We start from the raw sequence: 16516 nt of genomic DNA on the forward strand, positions 1-16516 counted from the left end.
TGAATCCGAAACCAAAAGCCCCGGACCGCAAGGCCCGGGGCTTTTTTGATCAGGCGGTCTCCAGAGCTTCCATCACCTCGTTCATCAACGGTCCGATTTCGGTGTTGAGGACAAGGTGTGCATACGGGTCGAGGTCGGTGGGTTCGCGATTGACGATGACGAGGCGCGAGCCTGCTCGCACCGCCATCACCGGAATGCCCGCCGCCGGATACACCACAAGCGACGAACCAAGCACAATGCAGAGATCGCTCGCCTCGGCCTCGGCGGTTGCCCGCTCCATCTTGTCTTCGGGCATGGCCTGACCGAAGGAAATCGTCGCCGTCTTGAGCAGGCCGGCACAATTGACGCAGACAATCTCCTCATCCGCTTCCCACGGCGCTCGCAGCTCTTCCAGTTCATGGCGCATGCCGCAATCCAGGCATTTGGCGTAGGACGCATTGCCGTGGATCTCGATGACCTTGTCATCCGGCACGCCGCCATCCTGATGCAGATTGTCGACATTCTGCGTGACCACAGCGGTCACCTTCCCCATTTCGACCAGTTTTGCGATGGCGCGGTGGCCGTCATTCGGGCTCGCACCGACCCAGCCAGCCGACTTGTTGAAGACGCGCGTCCACGCCTCGCGGCGCTTTTCTCGGGAGGCCACGAAGTCCTGGAAATAGATCGGCTGCATCTTCGACCAGACGCCGCCGGGCGAGCGAAAGTCCGGAATGCCGCTTTCAGTGGAAATACCTGCGCCGGTAAAGACCAGCACGCGGTCAGCCGCCCTGATGAGGTCGGCGAGTTGTTTTGCATGGTTCATGAGCGCGAGACTATCCCAGCCTTAGAACAGCATCCAGAGACCCATGAAGATCATCATGAGATTTTCCGTCAGCGAGATGAAACCGAGCGGCACGTTCGAGTTTCCGCCCACGCAGGCGCATTTGAGGTCACGTTTGTCGATATAGACCGCCTTGAACACGGAGACGGCCCCCACCGTGCCGATAAAGATCGCGACAGGCGAGGCAAGCCATATCAGGGCTCCTGCAATCATCAGCACGCCCGCCAGCGCCTCTGCAAATGGATAGACATAGGAATAGCGCACCCATTTCTGGGCCAGCAGGTCATAGCCGAGAAACTGGTTCGAAAAGCTTCTGAGGTCGCGCAATTTCTGCACCGCGAGCAGACACATCGAAATGGCGATGAACCACTCAAAAGCCCTCATGGTCAGCACGCTGCCAAAGGCCGCCCAACTCGCTGCGAGCGCCATGAGCGCGCCCATGGCGAAGATTGCAAGAACGGGCGTGTAGGTCTTCTTGTCCGGATCCGGCAATGGCTCGCCGAAATGCGCCTTGAGATCGGTGTAGCCGCCGATCCGCTTACCATCGATGAAGGTCTGCGGCGTCGTTTTCACATCGTGTTTTGCCTTGAAGGCATCAGTCTCCTCACGCGTGGTGAGGTGATGGTCTTCGACCTCAAAGCCTTTCCGCTTCAACAGGTCTCGTGACTTCAGCCCGAACGGACAGATATGCTTGTCCATGACCATGCGGTAGAGCACGGCCTTTCTGGCCCTCCCGGTCGCAGCGCTTGCAGGTCCAGTTGGCTCCTTGGTCTTCGTTTGCGTATCAGGCATTTTTACAACTCCGTCTCTTCATTGAGTTACAGCTGCATCCTAGATAGGTTCCGTACCATGGTACGGAGTCAAGGATGAATGAGCTGACAATCGGTGAACTGGCAAAGGCGGCCGGCGTCGGCGTCGAAACGGTGCGCTATTACCAGCGCACCGGCCTGCTGGAGACGCCGCAATCGCAGGCCGACGATATGATCGGGCGCAAGACCCGCCGCTATGACGCCCGGCACCTGCGAACGCTGCGCTTCATCCGGACCAGTCAGGCAGCCGGTTTCACGCTGAAGCAGATCGGCGAGCTTATCGAACTCGACGCATCGCACGACCGCGTCCGCGCGCGGCAACTGGCTCGCGCTCAGATCGCCAGTATCGACGACCGCATCCGCCAGCTGCAGGATGCGCGCGACGCGCTATCCCGGCTTGAGCGGGCGTGTTCAGAATCGGACCGGGGCCCGTGCCCGATCCTGACAGCCTTTGAGCCTAAGGATTAAGCTGGCCCTCGAATTTCGGCACCGGGCGGGCTTCTGCATCTGCCTTGCTCGTCGCTTTGCCATTTTGGGCAATATCATTGATCAGCCAGTTCATCTCCTTGATCTCGCGTCGCTGGGCCCGAATGATCTCATCGGCCAGTTCGCGCACCCTGACATCTTCGATATTGGCGCGCTCGGACGTCATGATCGCGATGGAGTGGTGCGGGATCATCGCCTTCATATAGGACCGGTCTGAAACGGTGGCCTGGCTGCGCACAAGAAAGAGCGCCAGCGCGAAAACCACTGCGCTTGCGGCAAATATTGCAACATTGACCCTCGCATTCCGATACATGCCAAGCATGAAGGACAGCATCACGATCGCCATCGCGGCGCCCATGATGAATGTCATATAGAAGCGGGTCTCACTCCATCGCACATGGTCTAGCGCATATGTATTGAGATACATCAGACCGAACATGACCAGCATTGACGTGCCGATCATGGCACCAAAGCGAACATAGGATTTGCCGTCATTGTGGTCCATCAAACAGCTCCCGTGTGTGTGTTTCCATATCCACACAACTGGACTGAAGGCCCCATGTTCCAGCCACCCTGTGCCCCCAGCGCCACAAACCCCTCCCGAATTTGCACACACATGCTGACAGGTCTTGATCTTTGACGCGCCGCACAATCAGTCTAGAAGGCACTGGGCTTTGCCTCTGACGGAGGAATCATTTGGGCAAGATCGAAACAATTGGCGTCATCGGCGCAGGGCAGATGGGCAATGGCATTGCGCATGTCTGCGCACTGGCTGGCTATGACGTCAAACTGAACGACATTTCAGATGAAGCGCTTGGCAAGGGCCTGGAGACTATCGAGGCCAACATGGCCCGACAGGTTGCGCGCAACATGATCTCGCCGGACGCCATGACGGCGGCGATCAAGAGGATCAAGGCATCAACCGGGCTTGAGCCTTTCAATGCGGTCGATCTTGCGATTGAGGCGGCCACTGAGAAGCGCGAGATCAAGGAAGCCATCTTCAAGGATGTCTGCGCGGCCGTTCCAGCGAACGCCTTCCTCGCGACCAATACCTCCTCCATTTCCATCACGCGCCTTGCTGCCACGACGGACCGCCCGGAAAAGTTCATCGGCCTGCACTTCATGAACCCTGTGCCGCTAATGAAGCTGATGGAAGTCATTCGCGGCCTCGCCACGGACCAGCAGACTTATGAAATGGCGCTCGGTTTTGCTGAGCGCCTCGGCAAGACGACGACCAATGCCGAAGACTATCCCGCCTTCATCGTGAACCGCGTCCTCGTGCCGATGATCAATGAAGCGGTCTACGCGCTCTATGAAGGCGTCGGCACAGTCGAGAGCATCGATACTGCCATGAAGCTCGGCGCGAACCACCCGATGGGGCCGCTGGAACTTGCTGATTTCATCGGCCTCGACACCTGCCTCTCCATCATGCAGGTCCTGCATGACGGTCTCGCCGACACCAAGTACCGCCCCTGCCCGCTCCTGGTGAAATATGTCGAAGCCGGATGGGTAGGCCGCAAGGCCAAGCGCGGCTTCTACGACTATCGCGGCGACGCACCGGTCCCGACGCGCTAAACGGTCGGCCTCAAATCAGATCTCCGTCGTCCGGATCAGTTCGATCACGGCGAGTATGACGGTGTTCACCGCCACGGCGGCGAGGATCATGCCCATGATGCGGCTGACGAGGGCGGCCCCGCTCATGCGGATGACCTTCAGGATCGGCGTGGCGGCCAACATCAGAAGGAGCGCTGCGATCATCACCAGCAGCATCAGACCGGCTGTGACGGCCTGCTGTTCCAGGCTGAACCGGTTATTGTCGGTCAGAACGACGACAGCGAGGATTGCACCGGGAGACGCGAGCGACGGCATGGCGAGCGGAAAAACGGCCACCGAGCCATCCCGCTTGGCCTTGTCATAGCCAGCCGCTTCCGATTCCGGCTTGGAATCGCCAAAGATCATCGTCATCGCGAAAACCAGCAGCACGAGGCCGCCTGCGATCTGGAAGGCGGGCAGACTGATGCCGAGTGCATTGATCAGGAACTGGCCACCGACAAGGAAGAGCAGCAGGACAAAAGTCGCCCACAGCGTCGCCTGGACAGCGGTCTTCACGTGCTGCGCCCGGCTCATCCCCGCTGTGACGGCAATGAAGACCGGGACCGTGCCAATGGGGTCGATCACCACCCAGAGGAGGATGAACTGCTCAAGTAGATTGTGGCTCATCCGCTCCGGCGTGCCCCTCAAATTTGTTCGATTGTGTTGATGTGTCTCAGATCGCCCCACCCTGCCTCATTACAAGAGGAGCCATCTGCTTTGATTGCGACAGGACTGTTTATGCCAGCCGACTGAGACCCTGGCGCAACAGGTCGGGCCGGCTATCGGCGATTTCAGCGTCGATTGCGGCATGCTCGCTCGTCCAGATCGGCACAGCTTCGGCAAGCAGGGCCCGCCCCGCATCCGTCAGCTTCAGAAGCCGTGAACGCCGGTCCGCCGGATTGACGAGCATTTCGACGAGCCCCCGCCGCTCGAGCGGCTTCAGATTGGCCGTCAGGGTGGTGCGATCCATGGCGAGCAGGCTGGCGACAGGTCCAAGCGGCGGCGGCTCGGGCCTGTTGAGTGCCATCAGCAGGGAGTACTGGCCGCTGGTGATGCCGAGATGCCGAAACGCTTCGTCGAACCGGCGCGCAAGCGCGCGCGCCGCCCGCTGCGCCGCAAGGCAGAGACAGTGATCCCTGACATGGATCGTTGTTTCGTATGGAATTTGATTCGCCATTGACTCGCTCAAATATGTTGATATCAACGTTTTCGTCAACCTTGGCCCAGCAGCCCAGCGGAGCCTCCCATGCCAATAGACCCGAACGCCGACATCACTCTCTTTGCTTTCAGCTGGGTGCCTGAGCTGGCGCGGGGCTATGTCCGCGATCACCGGGCCAGGTGGGCGATGGAGGAAGCCGGTATCGGCTACAAGACGAAGCTCGTGCACGCGGCCGAGGAAAAGCCGGAATGGTACCTCGCCGAACAGCCCTTCGGGCAGGTCCCCGCCTTGGTCGATGGCGACGTGCACCTGTTCGAGAGCGGTGCGATCCTGCTCCATCTTGGACAAAAGAGCGAGAGCCTGATGCCCACCGATGCGCGCGGCCGCGCCGCCACGCAGAGCTGGCTGTTTTCGGCGCTCAACAGCATCGAGCAGTACACGCTGGAGCTTTTCTTCCTGCATGTCGTCTTTGCGGAAGAGGAATGGACGAAGCTGCGCATACCAAGCGCGCATGATTTTATCCGGCGGCGGCTCGGCCAGCTTTCCGATGCGTTGGGCGACAAGGACTATCTCATCGGACGCTTTACCGTCGCTGACATCATGATGGCCACTGTCCTGCGCGACGTCGACCGCCAGATGCCACTGACCAACCTGCCCGCGCTCGACGCCTATCTGAAGCGCTGCCTTGCCCGCCCGGCCTTCCAGCGCGCCATCGATGCCCAGTTCGCGGACTTTACCGGCAAGGCGCCGGAAGGGTTTGCCGCCTGATCCTCCACGCCCCCTGACCACAAAGGAAACCTCCCATGACCTATATTGAAGGCTTCGTCGCCGCCGTTCCGGAGACCAACAAGGCCGCCTATACAAAGCACGCAAGCGATGCATTCCCGCTCTTCAAGGAATTCGGCGTCAGCCGGATGGTCGAGACCTGGGAAAGTGATGTGCCAGACGGCAAGGTCACTGACTTTCGCCGCGCCGTAAAAGCCAGGCCGGACGAGAAGATTGTCTTCTCCTGGTTCGAATACCCCTCAAAGGCCGCGCGCGACGCAGCCAATGAGAAGATGATGAGCGATCCGCGTATGGCCGAAGCCGGAAAAGACATGCCTTTCGATGGCAAGCGCATGATCTTCGGCGGATTCGACACGATTTCGGACAAGGGCGCCCCGGCCGGTACAGGCTATGTGAATGGCTCGCTGTTTGCCGTGCCGAATGCGAACAAGGCCGACTTCACCGCCTTCGCCAAACAGATGGCCGATATTTTCACCGAATATGGCGCAACCCGTGTGCTGGATGCCTGGGGCAATGACGTGCCAGCAGGGAAAGTGACCGATTTCCAGGGCGCCGTGCAGGCCAGGGATGATGAAACCGTCCTGTTCGGCTGGATCGAATGGGCCTCCAAGGCCGATTCCGAAGCGGGCTGGGAAAAGATCATGGGCGATCCGCGCATGGCAGACGCCAAGGTGCCCTTCGACGGCCAGCGCATGGTGTTTGGCGGCTTCGAACCGATTGTGGACCTTAGCTAGACGGATGTCTGTCCCACAAAATCAAAAAAGAGGGTGGCACCCATGAACGAGAATACAGTCAAGGGCCCGGCATCCTACTTTCCTTCGATCGAAAAGAAGTATGGACGCCAGATATCGGAGTGGAAGGCGCTGGTGCTTGAGGCCATGCCCGCCAGGCATATGGAACTGGTCACTATGCTGAAGGAAAAGCACGGCATGGGTCATGGCCATGCTAACGCGATTGTCGCTCATACGCTCGCCGAAGAAAATTCGTAGGCGTCGATCGCGCGATCAGCTCCGCCAGCGCAGCGTGACCGGCTGGATCGGATTTTCAAATGGGCGGTCTTCGGTTCGCGACGCCGCCCATTCCTTCTTGAGCGTGCGGTACCACTTCGCCTGAACATCGATATCGTCGATCCAGATCATCGCCTTCTGATACTTCATGCCCTCATTCTGCAGGTCGACAATGTCGCCGTCCTGACGAAGGAACTTTCGCGCCGCCGGCTTGAAGATCGGGATGGCAAGATTGAGCAGTGGCGCGCCCGAGAACCAGGTCACCTGCGTGATCACCGTCTTTTTCCTGTAGACCGGCGTCAGGCAGGTCAGCGTCAGAAGCCGCGCCTTGTCATTCTCGACAATCTCCCAGCGATAGCCGGGCAGCTGGAAAATGATCTCTGTCGTCACCTTGCCGCCGAACACCGCCTTGTAGGCGAGCGAATTGGAGGATGGCTGGTGGCGGTCAATCGCCCAGCCCCGCTCACGCGGCACAAAAGGCTTCTCTTTCAGTTTCAGGCCGACGCTCGGCGGGCGCCACCACCATTGCGAATGCACAAACGCCACATGCGCCGGATCCATCAGGCCGACGACGGCATCATCCATGTGCGCGTTGAATTCCTCACGGATGACAAATTTCGGCTTGTCCGGCAGCGCGCCAAAATCGGGCGCGGGCACACCCGGCTCGCCTTCGAATTTCGGGTCATGCGCGATGAAGACGAAGATCAGCCCGTTCTTCTCGGCCACCGGATAGCGGCGCACCTTGAACCGGCTCGCCTCATAGGGCTGTTCTTCCAGCACGCTTGGCATGTGCCGGCAAACACCATCGGTCCCGAAGCGCCAGCCATGATAGGGGCATTCCACCGTCGGCTCGCCCGCCGTCTCCACCATCTTGCCAGCAGAAAGCGGCACCAGCCGGTGCGGACAGATATCGCGCAGCGCAAACGCCTCGCCAGCATCCGTTCGCCCGATCACAATCGGCTGATCCAGCATGATGACATGCTTCAGCCCGCCGGGCTTCAGCTCTTTCGATGTGCAGCCCAGATACCAGCTATCGGTCAGCCAGCCTTCCGGCGTGATGCCGGGCTGAGTCTCGACAGTCTTGTCTATAAGGGTCTGCGTATCGGGCATGCCGGTCAGGTTTGTCCACTTATTCGTTGAGGGCTCGCACAACGTTCAGCCCAAGATACTGCTCCATTGGATCGAAATCTCGGTCCGTATGCAGCAGCCTGTGTCCATTTATGATGCAGAAGGTTGCAATAATCATATCGACCGTCTTCCGCACGGTAATGCCGCGTTTTCGTAAATCGCGGTAATTCTGAGCAGCCTGGAGCGCGACTTCGTATCCTCCAAGTGCGGAGAAGGGCAGGATAGCAAGTGCATTTTTCGCCCGCATGTAATCCTTGTCCGCTCTAAATCCCTGTAGCACCTCTGCAAGAATTAAATCCCCCATCAGTACGGGAGCCGACAGCAAGGCTCTGTCGAGAAGGTCGACCTCCTCTTTTGCCTGCCCGTTGAAATAGTCGATCCAGACTGATGAATCGGCAACAATCACCTAGTCAGCCCGCATCGCACCAAGATCGCCGCTCCAGTCCAGCTTACCTTTCAGGCCTCTAATCACGTCCTGTCGCTTCAACTGGATCAGGAGCTTCAGGCTTTCCGTGACAGCTTCCTTCTTGGTCGAAAACCCACCAAGCCGGATCGCCTCTTCCATAAGCTTGTCGTCAATATCGATATTCGTACGCATTTGCGACCCTTAATGTGTATACTTTTTAAATATATACACACTCAGAGCGGAATACAATCTGTCCGACAGCAAGTCCCCGCTAGTCGCAGCGGCCAAGCCCCGCTATATGCCGCCCTATGACACCACGCGACAAGATCCGCAATTTTTCCATCGTGGCGCATATCGACCACGGCAAGTCCACCCTCGCTGACCGGCTGATCCAGGTCACGGGCGGCCTGACCGACCGCGAAATGCGCGAACAGGTGCTCGATTCCATGGATATCGAGCAGGAGCGCGGCATCACGATCAAGGCGCAGACCGTGCGCCTGAATTACACCGCCAAGGATGGCGAGACCTATGTCCTGAACCTGATGGACACGCCGGGCCATGTCGACTTCTCCTATGAGGTCAGCCGCTGCCTCGCGGCCTGCGAGGGGTCACTTCTGGTGGTCGATGCGTCCCAAGGCGTCGAGGCGCAGACGCTCGCCAATGTCTATCAGGCCATTGAGCAGGACCATGAGATCGTCCCGGTCCTCAACAAGATCGACCTGCCGGCCGCAGAGCCGGACCGTGTAAAAGAGCAGATCGAGGACATTATCGGCCTCGACGCTTCCGACGCGATCATGACCTCGGCCAAGAACAATATCGGCATCGAGGATGTCCTCGAAGCCATCGTCACCCGCCTGCCGCCGCCACATGAGGGCGACCCGGATGCACCGCTGAAAGCCTCGCTCATCGACGCCTATTACGACCCATATCTCGGCGTGGTCGTCATCGTGCGCATCGTCGATGGCGTGATGCGCAAGAAGCAGAAAATCCGCATGATGCGCGCCAAGTCGACCTATGAAATCGACAAGGTCGGCATTTTCGGGCCGAAGCCGACAGATGTCGAAGAGCTGGGACCCGGTGAGGTTGGCTTCTTCGTCGCTTCGATCAAGGAAGTGGCTGACACCGCGGTCGGCGACACGATCACGGATGAGCGCAATCAGGCCACCACTCCGCTTCCGGGCTATAAGGAAGTCGTGCCGATGGTGTTCTGCGGACTCTTCCCCGTTGACGCCGGCGATTTTGACGATCTGCGCGCGGCCATGTCCAAGTTGCGACTCAATGATGCGAGCTTTACCTGGGAAATGGAAACCTCCGCCGCGCTCGGCATGGGTTTCCGCTGCGGCTTCCTTGGCCTGCTACACCTTGAAATCATTCAGGAAAGACTGTCTCGCGAATTCGATCTTGACCTCATCGCCACCGCGCCATCGGTCGTCTATGAAATGACGATGACAGATGGTTCCGAAACGGAACTTCATAATCCGGCAGATATGCCGGACGTCGTTCGCATTTCCGAAATCCGCGAACCGTGGATTTCGGCGACGATCTACACGCCGGACGAATACCTGGGTTCCATTTTGCAACTTTGTCAGGATCGCCGCGGCATCCAGAAGGAGCTCTCCTATGTTGGCGGTCGGGCCATGTGCAAATACGAGTTGCCGCTCAATGAAGTCGTTTTCGATTTCTATGACCGCCTGAAATCCATCTCCAAGGGCTATGCGAGTTTCGATTACGAGATTATCGGCCACAAGCCGGGCGATCTTGTGAAGATGTCGATCCTGGTCAATGAAGAGCCGGTCGATGCGCTCTCCATGATGGTTCACCGCGACCGCGCCGAGGGTCGGGGCCGACAGATGTGTGAGCGCCTGAAGGATCTCATCCCGCGCCAGATGTTCAAGATCCCGATCCAGGCTGCCATTGGTGGCCGCGTCATCGCCCGCGAAACCATCTCGGCGCTGCGCAAGGATGTCACGGCAAAATGCTATGGCGGCGACGCCACCCGCAAACGCAAGCTTCTGGAAAAGCAGAAAGCCGGCAAACAGCGCATGCGCCAGTTCGGCAAGGTCGAAATCCCGCAGGAAGCCTTCGTCGCCGCCCTGCGCATGGATAGTGACTAGCTGTGAATTGGAAGTCGGCGCTCAAGAGTTTTGACCAGCGAGTCGCCGCTATCGAAGACTACCGGTTGCTTTCGTCTGAACTGATCCGCGATCTGCCTTCTGCGCCATTGTCCGAGCCTCTAGACCGTGAAGGCTATTTTCGCTGGCATAGCTCGGTTTATGCACATTGGACCCTCAGGGCGATCGACAGCCTGAGAATTAGCTGGATCGCGGGTTGGCACCGAGGCGACCTTCTCTCTTGTGCGATCCTCACGAGAGCAATCCTCGAAACCCACGGCGCGTTGGAATTCCTGTCGAAGGAATGCGTTCAGCGCTTCTCTGAGAAACCGGGCGATGAAGTGGCTTTTGATCGTCTTGAACGACTAATCAAAGGCACCAATTCCCCTGTCCCTTTGCCATTGGGCGGACACACCAGTGCTGAACCCATTCACGTAATGGACTTCGTGCGCTCCAGCACATTCCTGCCAGATTATGAATGGTTGTGCGATGCAGCACACCCCTCCTTCTATGCACGCTATTATTGGCTTGCCTCAGGGGGATCTGATGACAATTGGTCAAACGATGTCTTCGCTGAGTTTGCCAGGAAGGAAATTGAGCGCTTACTGACTTTAATCGAAAACCTGCTGCACAAATCAGATGCCACCGCAAAAGACCTGATTGAAGAAGCGACAAGATACTTTCGACAAACCTAACCAAGCCACTCCGGCGGGAATGCTTGTACGGCCCCGTCATCGAGCAGGCTGATATCTTGTCGCGGAGGTGGCAGCTGCCTCCTCGCAAAGAGCCTCGGCGTGGGGTCGCCCCAACGTCACCGATAGGCAGGCCGCCCCGCCCCCGCTACGCTCTCCCCAACAAAAATCAGGGAGAAATGCCATGCCAGATACCGCCGCCAATATTGAAGAAATTCTCTACGAGGTCGCCGATCATATCGCGACCATCACGCTCAATGCGCCGGACCGGATGAACACCATCTCAGGCCCCATGCTGGACGGGCTGTCCGAAGCGCTTCTCAAAGCCGATGCAGACCCGGACGTACGCTGCGTCATCCTGACCGGGGCTGGCCGCGCCTTCTGCGCCGGACTCAACCTGGAGAGCGCGACCAAGGGCGAGGGCATCGGCTCCGGCGCGGTCTCCTCGGCGCATCTTGACCTGCGCAACACGCCGCCGACCATCCTCTTCAATATGGACACGCCGACGATCTGCGCGATCAATGGCGGGGCCGCTGGCTATGGCATGGACACAGCGCTCGGCTGCGATATCCGCATCATGTCGGACAAGGCGAAGATGGCGGCGGCGTTTACGAAACGCGGCATCCTGCCCGAGAGCGGCGGCACATGGTTCCTGCCGCGCATGCTGGGCTGGGAGAAGGCCTGCGAACTGATCTTCACAGGCCGCACGCTAAAGGCCGATGAGTGCCTCGCCGAAGGCCTCTGCACCAAAGTCGTTCCACATGACACGCTGATGCAGGAGGCGCGCGCCATGGCTATCGAAATCGCGTCCAATGCCCCGCTCGCCGTACAGGCCTCTAAACGCCTGATGCGCATGGGGCTTTCCGAACCCTTCACCGAACATGTACATCATGTGTTTCTACAACTCCTGCCGCTGATGCGGTCGGAGGATGCGCGCGAAGGCATGCTCGCCTTTCTCGAAAAGCGCGAGGCCAATTTCAAGGGACGCTAGGGAGCCAGATTGCAGATGAGAACCAGCCTGAGGTCAATCGCGCTTGGAGCCGTTCTCGCCTTATCAGCCTGCTCACCTGGGTCCGGCTCGGACGAGGACGGGCCGCGCCTCATCCTTGTCGGTGATTCCACAGCCAGCGACTATACGGCGGTCGCGGCCCCGCAAGCTGGCTGGGGCCAGGCCCTGCGATATTTTCTCGCCAGGCCGGCCCAGTTCGAGAATGCCGCGGTGAGTGGGCGCAGCCTGCGCACCTTTATAGACGAGGGCCGCTGGGAAGCGGTCCTGATCGATCTCAAACCGCGCGACGTCGTCCTGATCAGCATGGGGCATAACGACCAGCGCGATGACACGCCTGCCCGTTATGCAGATCCGAAGACAGACTTCCCTGACCTGTTGCGGCGCTACGTTCAGGATGTCCGCGACCGCGAGGCCACTCCCGTCATCATCTCGCCCGCTCCGCGCCGTCTCTGGGAAGGCAAGGCGATGGTCGAGACGCACGGCCTCTATCTCGAAGCCTACCGCATTGTGTCCGAACAGATGGACGTCCCCTTCATCAACCTGTCAGAGCTCGGCCTCGCCTATCTGGAAACGATTGGCGCTGATGAGACGAAGAAAGACTTTCTCTGGCTGACGCCGCAGGACCGAAACCGTCAGCACCCAAGCGGCATTGAGGACAATACGCACTTCTCGCGGCTCGGCGCATGCGGCATGGCCTTTGTGCTTGGCCGCGCGTTTCAGGATGTGGACGAGCTGTCCGGCCTTGTCGACCGCGAGAAGGTCGAGGGTCCGGGCCCGGCACGCCCGAGGCCAGCGCCCGTCACCGAGTGCGCCGCCTATCTCGACGCCAATACCTAGCGGCGCACCAGTCGCCAGACCTCGCCGGTTTCCAGCGCCAGCGCCTCGGCTTCAACTTGCGCACCAATCCGGCGCAGCACCTGGATCGCGATCTGGAGGTCAGCACCCGACAGTTCCCCGGGATTGCCGCGCGTCTCGCCCAGCAGCGAGAACAGCGCTTCGCCCGGTGCACCGTTTCGGGCTGCAGCATCAATGGCGACAAGCTTGCCGGTCTCGATCCGCCGCGAGCGCAGCGTGGCATCGGCCAGCGCCATGCGCGCCTCGACGGGCATCGGCATGTCAAAACCGGACCAGAGCGAGATGAGACGCAAGGCCTGCTCGTTCTGGGCCGGCTCGATACCGGTCTCCAGAAGCGTCTGGGCAATGTCTCGAAGGGTCGAACTTGTGCGCTGGTCGGCGAATATCGAAGCATAGCCTGTCAGCAGGGCTGCCTCGAAAGCCTCGCTGTCTGACAGCTCCTCCTCATCGAGCCCGTTCAGCCAGCGCATCGCGCCCTGATCGTTGCCGACAGACATGAGCGCAGCGGCAAAGGAGATGGCGGCGAACCTGGTGTCGTCATTGACCTCAAGGCGGCCGAGATCGGCCTCAAACAGACGCGCCAGCGCCTGCAGGTCACTCTTGTCACCGCCCGCTTGGCGCAGGGCCTCGGAGATGGCGAGTGCCTGTTCTTCAGCAAGCGAAATCTCATCCACCGGGTCAGCTTCGAGCGCCTCTGGCGAAACATCTTCAGGGCGTACGGGCTCTATCCAGTCCTCATTCATCACGCGCAGGTCACGCGGGCCACCAGTGGAGGGAGCTGCGATGACAAGTTCGGGCTCTGGTTCAGGGTCCGGCTCGCGGGCAAGCGCTACGAAGGCCGCTTCAATCGCGCTTTCCGGCTCGAATTCTTCGGTCTCGATCAGCTCGGCATAGAGCCTGCGATGCTCTTTGGGGTTCATGGACCCCGCCGCCGCAGCCTTTCCCGCCGCCATGAGACGCAGACCAAGGTCGATATCCCGGTCGCCAGCAAGGTCCGCCGCCATTTCGGGCGGCATGCTGTCGATTGTCTCTTCAGTAATCTGCAGCCCGGCGAGTTGCGACAGCGCGATTTCCAGACCAGAGCCATACCGGGCATCCGGCAGCTCTTCGGCCTCTGCAAGGATGGCAATCGCCGTTTCGGCGAACCACGGGTCCACACCTTCCTGCTGCGCCGCGATTTCGATGGATAGCTCGGCCGCAGCATAGTCTTCATTGCTCAGCGTGCAGATTGCGCGAAGCTGCGCCCAGAAGGCACCTTCGGCGACCGGGTCCATCTGGCGGCACACAACATCGAGGTCGCCATTGGCGAGGCGCGCATCCGACAGGATTGCATCGCCGTCAAATCCTTCAGGCGGCTCGTCCAGCTGCCGCGCAAGCTTGATCGCAGCGTCCTCCTCACCAAGCGCCATGAGCAGGCCAAGCCGCTTTTCGGCAAGATCGGTGGCAACATCGCCGCGAATACCATTGGCGGGGCTTCGCAGGGCACGGCTCAGAACAGCGCGCTCCGGCTCCGACAGAGCCTCCACATCGATCGCGCTCAGGAGACCAAACAGGTATTCGCCATCCGAACCGGACCAGACGCGCTCGCTGAGGCCTGCCTCACCACGCTCCAGCAGGCTCACGCCCCAGCTGTCGACATCGTCCAGCCCGCCCGCTTCGATCTGCGCGCTTGCGGGCAAGGCGACAAGGGCAAGCGCCGCGGCGAACCCGGTGCACCTGCCTTTAGAAAACATTCTCAATCTCCATGCGCACTTCGCCAGCTTCAGGCTTGGACGCATCAACTTCGGTGCCCAGCCACCACAAGGCTGCAAGAACGCCCACAATCAGGACAGCGAACAGGATTAGCCACTTGCGCAAAACGGACCCTCTTTCCCCGGTCGAGTTCCACCGGAATCATTGCTCGTATCGACCGAGCCTGTATAGGACAGTCATAACGAAACCGAAAAGCCCATGACCGCAAACAGCAAGTACACAGCAGACGCAGGCAGAATTGAGGCGGCGCTGTCTGACCGCACCATCGCCCTGGTTGGCCTTATGGGTGCTGGCAAATCCACGGTTGGCAGGCGGCTGGCCGATACGCTCGGTCGAAAATTCTTCGATAGCGACAATGAGATTGAGAGAGCCGCCGGCCTCTCCATTGCAGACATATTCACCCTGCATGGTGAAGCGGAATTCCGCCGCGGCGAAAGGCGCGTGCTGGAACGCCTCCTCGGCGATGAGCCGCATGTCCTGGCCACAGGCGGCGGTGCCTATCTCGATCCGGACACGCGTGACCTGCTTCGCGAGAAAGCCGTGACGATCTGGCTGAACGCTGACCTTGAAACCCTCTGGCGGCGCGTGTCCCGTCGCAGTCACCGTCCACTTCTGAAAGCTGACAACCCAAAAGGCGTGCTGAGCCGCCTGCTGGATGAACGTCGTCCGATCTACGAACAGGCCGATCTCGTCGTGACCAGCAAGGAAGGTCCGCATAAGGCGACCGTGGACTCAATCCTGAAAGCGCTTGATGAGTGGTCGAAAGCCCGACATGGCTGAAACAATGACATTCCCCAAAACGGTGCGCGTCGATCTTGGCGACCGCAGCTATGACATCCTGATCGGCGACAATCTGCTCGCCTCCGCCGGCACGCACCTTGCGCCGCTGGTCAAGCAGAAGCGCGTTTTCGTCCTCACCGACGGCACTGTCGGCGGGCTTTATGCCGGTGCCCTGGAAGACAGTCTCCGCGGGGCCGGCCTCGCCATGCACCTGAAAGCCGTCTCCGATGGGGAAGGTTCGAAATCCTGGGGCACGCTTGGCGAGGTTCTGGACTGGCTGCTTGCGGAAGGCGCAGGCCGCGACGATGTGCTGGTCGCGCTCGGCGGCGGCATTGTCGGCGACCTGACCGGTCTCGCCGCCTCGCTGATGAAGCGCGGCATGAAATTCGTCCAGGTGCCGACCACGCTTCTGGCCCAGGTCGACAGCTCGGTTGGCGGCAAGACGGCGGTGAATGCGAGCCAGGGCAAGAATTTGATCGGCGCCTTTTACCAGCCACAGCTTGTGCTCGCCGACACGTCGGTGCTTTCTACCCTTCCGGAACGCGAACGCCTCGCCGGCTATGCCGAGATTGTGAAATATGCGCTGATCGACGACCCGGATTTCTTCGAATGGCTGGAGCAGAACGGCGCCCGCGTTGTCGCGCTCGAGCCGGATGCGCTTGCCCATGCTGTTGCGGTGTCGTGCGCCTCAAAGGCCCGTATCGTCTCGCAGGATGAGCGCGAATCCGGCGTTCGTGCCCTGCTCAATCTCGGCCACACATTCGGCCATGCGCTGGAGGCAGCGAATGGCTTCAAGCCAAGCCTGCTGCACGGCGAAGCGGTCGCCATGGGAATGGCGCTGGCGCTGCGTTATTCGGTCCGCCTCGGCCTGATGACCGGACAAGACAGCGAGCGCGCCAGCAAGCTGCTTGATTCTGCGGGCCTTGTGACACACTTAAACTGTCTTCCAGGAGGACCTTATCCCGCTGACACGCTCGTCGAAGCGATGAAGCAGGACAAGAAGGTGCGCGCCGGGCGCGTTCCTCTCATCCTGGCACGCGGGCTGGGCCGCGCCTTCATCCAGCCGGACGCCGACCTTTCGGACGTTCGCGATTTTCTAGACAAGGAGCTTCAGCAGGGCTGA

21 protein-coding genes are annotated in these 16516 nt (G+C 60.0%); 11 read left to right on the forward strand and 10 right to left on the reverse strand.

Annotated elements, in window-relative coordinates; genetic code table 11:
- Positions 1–49: 49 nt before the first annotated feature.
- On the reverse strand, positions 50–802 hold the full coding sequence (locus tag B8746_RS04290) for an SIR2 family NAD-dependent protein deacylase (protein ID WP_084391991.1): 753 nt from the start codon (positions 800–802) through the stop codon (positions 50–52).
- Positions 803–823: 21 nt separating this feature from the next.
- Positions 824–1525, reverse strand: coding sequence for a glutaredoxin (locus B8746_RS04295; protein WP_308421850.1), 702 nt, complete (start codon positions 1523–1525; stop codon positions 824–826).
- Between the two features lie 161 nt (positions 1526–1686).
- Between B8746_RS04295 and B8746_RS04300 the strand changes: the two genes are divergently transcribed.
- The gene (locus B8746_RS04300; protein WP_084391993.1) at positions 1687–2097 is read left to right on the forward strand and encodes a MerR family transcriptional regulator; all 411 of its coding nucleotides are present in this window, start codon (positions 1687–1689) and stop codon (positions 2095–2097) included.
- On the opposite strand, the gene B8746_RS04305 is transcribed toward B8746_RS04300, so the two are convergent.
- Entirely contained in the window at positions 2087–2620 is a 534-nt protein-coding gene (locus tag B8746_RS04305; protein WP_084391994.1) for a DUF305 domain-containing protein, read from the reverse strand. The two genes, B8746_RS04300 and B8746_RS04305, sit on opposite strands and share 11 nt — an antisense overlap.
- Positions 2621–2811: 191 nt before the next feature.
- Here B8746_RS04305 and B8746_RS04310 point away from each other — a divergent pair, with 191 nt between their 5' ends.
- Positions 2812–3690, forward strand: coding sequence for a 3-hydroxybutyryl-CoA dehydrogenase (locus B8746_RS04310; protein ID WP_084391995.1), 879 nt, complete (start codon positions 2812–2814; stop codon positions 3688–3690).
- Between the two features lie 15 nt (positions 3691–3705).
- Here the strand turns inward: B8746_RS04310 and B8746_RS04315 are convergent, their stop codons facing one another.
- Positions 3706–4335, reverse strand: a complete 630-nt coding sequence (locus B8746_RS04315) for a MarC family protein (RefSeq protein ID WP_084391996.1) — start codon at positions 4333–4335, stop codon at positions 3706–3708.
- A gap of 109 nt (positions 4336–4444) precedes the next feature.
- Positions 4445–4885, reverse strand: coding sequence for a MarR family winged helix-turn-helix transcriptional regulator (locus B8746_RS04320; RefSeq protein WP_084391997.1), 441 nt, complete (start codon positions 4883–4885; stop codon positions 4445–4447).
- Positions 4886–4954: 69 nt separating this feature from the next.
- On the opposite strand from B8746_RS04320, the gene B8746_RS04325 reads away from it, so the two are divergent.
- Genes B8746_RS04325 through B8746_RS04335 form a run of 3 tightly spaced genes read left to right on the forward strand, consistent with a single transcriptional unit; the run spans position 4955 to position 6642 of the window.
- Positions 4955–5635, forward strand: coding sequence for a glutathione S-transferase family protein (locus tag B8746_RS04325; RefSeq protein WP_084391998.1), 681 nt, complete (start codon positions 4955–4957; stop codon positions 5633–5635).
- A gap of 35 nt (positions 5636–5670) precedes the next feature.
- Positions 5671–6387, forward strand: a complete 717-nt coding sequence (locus tag B8746_RS04330; protein WP_084391999.1) for a DUF1428 domain-containing protein — start codon at positions 5671–5673, stop codon at positions 6385–6387.
- A gap of 42 nt (positions 6388–6429) precedes the next feature.
- Positions 6430–6642: a DUF4287 domain-containing protein gene (locus B8746_RS04335; protein WP_084392000.1), complete on the forward strand. Its 213-nt coding sequence runs from the start codon at positions 6430–6432 to the stop codon at positions 6640–6642.
- A 15-nt stretch (positions 6643–6657) separates the two neighbouring features.
- Here B8746_RS04335 and B8746_RS04340 read toward each other — a convergent pair whose 3' ends face one another.
- From B8746_RS04340 to B8746_RS04350, 3 genes are read right to left on the reverse strand one after another with little or no spacing between them, the layout of a single operon-like run.
- The gene (locus tag B8746_RS04340) at positions 6658–7770 is read right to left on the reverse strand and encodes an aromatic ring-hydroxylating oxygenase subunit alpha (protein WP_084392001.1); all 1113 of its coding nucleotides are present in this window, start codon (positions 7768–7770) and stop codon (positions 6658–6660) included.
- 19 nt (positions 7771–7789) lie between these two features.
- On the reverse strand, positions 7790–8194 hold the full coding sequence (gene vapC, locus B8746_RS04345; RefSeq protein WP_084392002.1) for a type II toxin-antitoxin system VapC family toxin: 405 nt from the start codon (positions 8192–8194) through the stop codon (positions 7790–7792).
- Positions 8195–8386: a type II toxin-antitoxin system VapB family antitoxin gene (locus B8746_RS04350; RefSeq protein WP_084392003.1), complete on the reverse strand. Its 192-nt coding sequence runs from the start codon at positions 8384–8386 to the stop codon at positions 8195–8197. It lies immediately after the preceding gene.
- Between the two features lie 116 nt (positions 8387–8502).
- Here B8746_RS04350 and lepA point away from each other — a divergent pair, with 116 nt between their 5' ends.
- From lepA to B8746_RS04370, 4 genes are all read left to right on the forward strand, one after another.
- Positions 8503–10308 carry a translation elongation factor 4 gene (lepA, locus tag B8746_RS04355; protein WP_084392004.1) on the forward strand — a complete coding sequence of 602 codons (1806 nt, stop codon included), beginning with the start codon at positions 8503–8505 and terminating at the stop codon, positions 10306–10308.
- 2 nt (positions 10309–10310) lie between these two features.
- Positions 10311–11000, forward strand: coding sequence for a hypothetical protein (locus B8746_RS16955; protein WP_143434522.1), 690 nt, complete (start codon positions 10311–10313; stop codon positions 10998–11000).
- Positions 11001–11181: 181 nt separating this feature from the next.
- Complete coding sequence (locus B8746_RS04365) at positions 11182–11988, forward strand: enoyl-CoA hydratase/isomerase family protein (protein WP_084392006.1); 807 nt, start codon at positions 11182–11184, stop codon at positions 11986–11988.
- A 15-nt stretch (positions 11989–12003) separates the two neighbouring features.
- Complete coding sequence (locus B8746_RS04370; RefSeq protein WP_084392007.1) at positions 12004–12843, forward strand: rhamnogalacturonan acetylesterase; 840 nt, start codon at positions 12004–12006, stop codon at positions 12841–12843.
- Here the strand turns inward: B8746_RS04370 and B8746_RS04375 are convergent.
- On the reverse strand, positions 12840–14594 hold the full coding sequence (locus B8746_RS04375; RefSeq protein ID WP_084392008.1) for a hypothetical protein: 1755 nt from the start codon (positions 14592–14594) through the stop codon (positions 12840–12842). The two genes, B8746_RS04370 and B8746_RS04375, sit on opposite strands and share 4 nt — an antisense overlap.
- On the reverse strand, positions 14584–14718 hold the full coding sequence (locus B8746_RS17495; protein WP_267905928.1) for a hypothetical protein: 135 nt from the start codon (positions 14716–14718) through the stop codon (positions 14584–14586). Before B8746_RS17495 ends, B8746_RS04375 begins: the two co-directional genes overlap by 11 nt.
- Before the next feature lie 93 nt (positions 14719–14811).
- Between B8746_RS17495 and B8746_RS04380 the strand changes: the two genes are divergently transcribed.
- Both B8746_RS04380 and aroB read left to right on the forward strand, forming a co-directional pair.
- On the forward strand, positions 14812–15393 hold the full coding sequence (locus B8746_RS04380; protein WP_084392009.1) for a shikimate kinase: 582 nt from the start codon (positions 14812–14814) through the stop codon (positions 15391–15393).
- A gap of 4 nt (positions 15394–15397) precedes the next feature.
- Complete coding sequence (gene aroB, locus B8746_RS04385) at positions 15398–16516, forward strand: 3-dehydroquinate synthase (RefSeq protein ID WP_233123919.1); 1119 nt, start codon at positions 15398–15400, stop codon at positions 16514–16516.

Origin of the sequence: Henriciella pelagia (genome assembly GCF_002088945.1) — a bacterium.
GTDB classification, from domain to species: Bacteria; Pseudomonadota; Alphaproteobacteria; order Caulobacterales; family Hyphomonadaceae; genus Henriciella; species Henriciella pelagia.

Bases quoted from the DNA above. Each gene is read 5' to 3' on its own strand.
- lepA (WP_084392004.1), top strand. From the start codon at position 8,503: ATGACACCACGCGACAAGATCCGCAATTTTTCCATCGTGGCGCATATC.
- B8746_RS04315 (WP_084391996.1), bottom strand. From the start codon at position 4,335: ATGAGCCACAATCTACTTGAGCAGTTCATCCTCCTCTGGGTGGTGATC.
- B8746_RS04320 (WP_084391997.1), bottom strand. From the start codon at position 4,885: ATGGCGAATCAAATTCCATACGAAACAACGATCCATGTCAGGGATCAC.
- B8746_RS04370 (WP_084392007.1), top strand. From the start codon at position 12,004: ATGAGAACCAGCCTGAGGTCAATCGCGCTTGGAGCCGTTCTCGCCTTA.
- B8746_RS04325 (WP_084391998.1), top strand. From the start codon at position 4,955: ATGCCAATAGACCCGAACGCCGACATCACTCTCTTTGCTTTCAGCTGG.
- B8746_RS04375 (WP_084392008.1), bottom strand. From the start codon at position 14,594: ATGTTTTCTAAAGGCAGGTGCACCGGGTTCGCCGCGGCGCTTGCCCTT.
- B8746_RS04305 (WP_084391994.1), bottom strand. From the start codon at position 2,620: ATGGACCACAATGACGGCAAATCCTATGTTCGCTTTGGTGCCATGATC.
- B8746_RS04380 (WP_084392009.1), top strand. From the start codon at position 14,812: ATGACCGCAAACAGCAAGTACACAGCAGACGCAGGCAGAATTGAGGCG.
- B8746_RS04295 (WP_308421850.1), bottom strand. From the start codon at position 1,525: ATGGTCATGGACAAGCATATCTGTCCGTTCGGGCTGAAGTCACGAGAC.
- B8746_RS04335 (WP_084392000.1), top strand. From the start codon at position 6,430: ATGAACGAGAATACAGTCAAGGGCCCGGCATCCTACTTTCCTTCGATC.
- B8746_RS04330 (WP_084391999.1), top strand. From the start codon at position 5,671: ATGACCTATATTGAAGGCTTCGTCGCCGCCGTTCCGGAGACCAACAAG.
- aroB (WP_233123919.1), top strand. From the start codon at position 15,398: ATGACATTCCCCAAAACGGTGCGCGTCGATCTTGGCGACCGCAGCTAT.
- B8746_RS04350 (WP_084392003.1), bottom strand. From the start codon at position 8,386: ATGCGTACGAATATCGATATTGACGACAAGCTTATGGAAGAGGCGATC.
- B8746_RS04365 (WP_084392006.1), top strand. From the start codon at position 11,182: ATGCCAGATACCGCCGCCAATATTGAAGAAATTCTCTACGAGGTCGCC.
- B8746_RS04340 (WP_084392001.1), bottom strand. From the start codon at position 7,770: ATGCCCGATACGCAGACCCTTATAGACAAGACTGTCGAGACTCAGCCC.
- B8746_RS04290 (WP_084391991.1), bottom strand. From the start codon at position 802: ATGAACCATGCAAAACAACTCGCCGACCTCATCAGGGCGGCTGACCGC.
- B8746_RS04300 (WP_084391993.1), top strand. From the start codon at position 1,687: ATGAATGAGCTGACAATCGGTGAACTGGCAAAGGCGGCCGGCGTCGGC.